Below are 1,422 nucleotides of genomic sequence, written 5' to 3'. Positions count from 1 at the left end.
CGAGGCCCCGAGGACCACCGCGTCCTCGATGGCCTGGGCGGCTCCCTGGCCGAGGTTCGGCGTCATGGCATGGGCGGCGTCACCGAGCAGGGCCACGGTGCCGCGCACGTAGGTCGGCAACGGGGCCGGCAGGTGCCGCAGGTCGTGGTGCAGGACGGTCGTCGTCGCGTCGAGCAGCGCCGGCACGGGGTCGTGCCAGCCGCCGACGATGTCCCGGACGGCCGCCTTTTCGTCGTCGGACCGGGTGTCCGGTGGGGCGTTGGTGGCCGCGAACCAGTAGACCCGGCCGTCGCCGAGCGGCACGATGCCGAACTCCGTGCCCGGGCCCCAGGTGATCGCGACTGTGAGCTCGCCGGTCCACGGTTCGTCGGTGACGCCGCGCCAGGCCGTCGTCCCGACGTACCGGGGCAGGGCGGCGTCCGGCCAGAGCTGTCGGCGTACGGCGCTGTCGATGCCGTCGGCGCCGATGATCAGGTCGGCTTCGAAGCGGCCGGCCGAGGAGAGCACGGCGCCCGGCTCGACGCTGCTCACCGCGGTGTTCGTGACCAGTGCGGATTCGGGCAGGGCGGCGAGCAGGATGCGGTGCAGGGTGGCGCGGTGGATGCCGAGAGCGCCCGTCCCGAGGGCCGACTCCAGGTCGGCGGCGTCGATGCGGGCCAGCCAGCGGCCGTCCGGCGTACGGGTGCCGCCCGGCGCGTCGACCCGGCCCTGGGCGCGTACCTCTTGGCCCACGCCCAGGGCGTCGAGCCCGGCCAGCGCGTTGGCCATCAGCGTGATGCCGGCGCCGACGGCGCCGATCCGCGGGGCGCGTTCCAGCACGGTCACGTCCCACCCGGTCCGGCGCAGCGCCAGGGCCGCGCACAGGCCCCCGATCCCGCCACCGACGATGACAGCCTTCATGTCGCGCCACCTTTCTACATCTGTAGAAAGCCATACTACGCAGTCGTGGCCACCACCTCACCCGAGCGCTTCGCCGCTCTCACCGACGCGGCGATCGCGCTGATCGCCGAGCTGGGCATGCGAGGCCTGACCCATCGCGCCGTCGACGCCCGGGCCGGGCTGCCGGCCGGGACCGCCTCGGCCTACCTGCGTACGCGTAAAGCGCTGGTCGAGGCGGTCGTGCAGCGCATCGCCGACCTGGACACCGCGGACCTGGCCGCCCGGGAGGTCCCCACCGGAGCCTCCGATGCGGCCCCGGACCTCGACGCGCTCGCCGTGAGCATCGCCACGCTGCTCGACGACTGGCTGACCACCGGCCGCACGCGCACCCTGGCCCGCTACGCCTGCCTGCTGGAGGCCACCCACCACCCCGAGCTGCGCCCGATCCTGGCGTACGGGGTCGCCATGCGCGCCCAGGCGCAGGCGCTGCTGACCGCGGCCGGGGCGCCGGACGCCGGGCAGCGCGGCAGTCACCTGGTGGCC

Annotated in this window: 2 protein-coding genes; one reads left to right on the top strand and one right to left on the bottom strand. The window is 74.9% G+C overall.

The features are described 5' to 3' along the window. Positions 1–900: FAD-dependent oxidoreductase (locus AB0C29_RS48365; RefSeq protein ID WP_360835107.1), on the bottom strand; the 900-nt coding region annotated here is incomplete at its 3' end. A 45-nt stretch (positions 901–945) separates the two neighbouring features. Between AB0C29_RS48365 and AB0C29_RS48360 the strand changes: the two genes are divergently transcribed. Next, a partial coding sequence (locus AB0C29_RS48360; RefSeq protein WP_360835105.1) for a TetR/AcrR family transcriptional regulator occupies positions 946–1,422 on the top strand: 477 nt, incomplete at its 3' end.

The sequence above is a fragment of the Actinoplanes sp. NPDC048791 genome (assembly GCF_040650095.1).
In the GTDB taxonomy this organism is placed as follows: Bacteria; Actinomycetota; Actinomycetes; order Mycobacteriales; family Micromonosporaceae; genus Actinoplanes.
The sequence above is the reverse complement of the archived record's forward strand: the minus strand, read 5'-3'. Positions and strand labels throughout refer to the sequence as shown.